Here is a 937-nt window from a genome sequence, read left to right on the forward strand (position 1 = left end):
GGCGCAGGGCATTCATCATGCGTGGGTGGTTGGTACCCGGATTCTGGCCATAGACAAACACCGCATCGGCCTGGTCGAAGTCATCCAGCACCACAGTCCCCTTGCCGATGCCGACCGACTGGATCAGCGCCACCCCGCTCGCCTCGTGGCACATGTTGGAGCAGTCGGGGAAGTTGTTGGTACCAAACAAACGGCCAAACAGCTGATAAAGATAAGAAGCCTCGTTGCTGGCACGCCCCGAGGTGTAGAACTCCACCTCGTCCGGGCTGGCAAGCCCCTTGAGGGTGTCGGCAATCAGGGCGAAGGCATCGTCCCAGCTTACCGGCTCGTAGTGATCGGTCGCAGGGTTGTAGCGCATCGGCTCGGTCAGCCGCCCCTGATACTCGAGCCAGTAGTCGCTCTGGGTGGCCAGCTGGCGCACCGAGTGGGCCGCGAAAAACTCGGCCCCCACCGTCTTGCCGGTGGATTCCCAGGCCACCGCCTTGGCGCCGTTCTCGCAGAACTGGAAGGTGCCGTGGTCGTTGTCACCCCAGGCGCAGCCCGGGCAGTCGAAGCCGTCGGTCTGGTTGACCCGCAGCAGGTTCTTGATGTTCTGACGGGTCTTCTGGCTGCGCAGCACCTGTTTCATGGTGGATTGCAGGGACGAAAAACCGCCGGCTTTGGCGGGCTTTTCAATATGACTCATGGCACTCTCCGATGGGATCCGCCGGGCGATAGCTGGAGTAGCTGACCGGGGCATCAAACTTGGGAATATGAACGACGTTGAGGTTGTATTTGAGGGCCAGCCTGACCGCCAGCTGGCTGGGTGATGCCAGACAGATGAGGTGACGGGCACCGAAACGGGCGGCTTTTTGCACCAGCTCGCTGCCGCAGCGGCTGGTCACCACCATGGTGTCGCACGCACTGTGCCGGCGCAGCAGCAGGCCGATCAGCTTGT

General features: G+C 62.1%; 2 protein-coding genes. Both read right to left on the minus strand.

Annotated elements, in window-relative coordinates; all coding sequences use genetic code 11:
- On the minus strand, positions 1 to 685 hold a 685-nt coding region (locus BN1143_RS20960; protein WP_156141335.1), incomplete at its 3' end, for a molybdopterin-dependent oxidoreductase.
- The coding region (locus tag BN1143_RS20965) for a formate dehydrogenase accessory sulfurtransferase FdhD (RefSeq protein WP_042052078.1) at positions 672 to 937 on the minus strand (266 nt) is incomplete at its 5' end. The genes BN1143_RS20960 and BN1143_RS20965, both read right to left, overlap by 14 nt.

Origin of the sequence: Aeromonas dhakensis (assembly GCF_000820305.1) — a bacterium.
Classification (GTDB): domain Bacteria; phylum Pseudomonadota; class Gammaproteobacteria; order Enterobacterales; family Aeromonadaceae; genus Aeromonas; species Aeromonas dhakensis.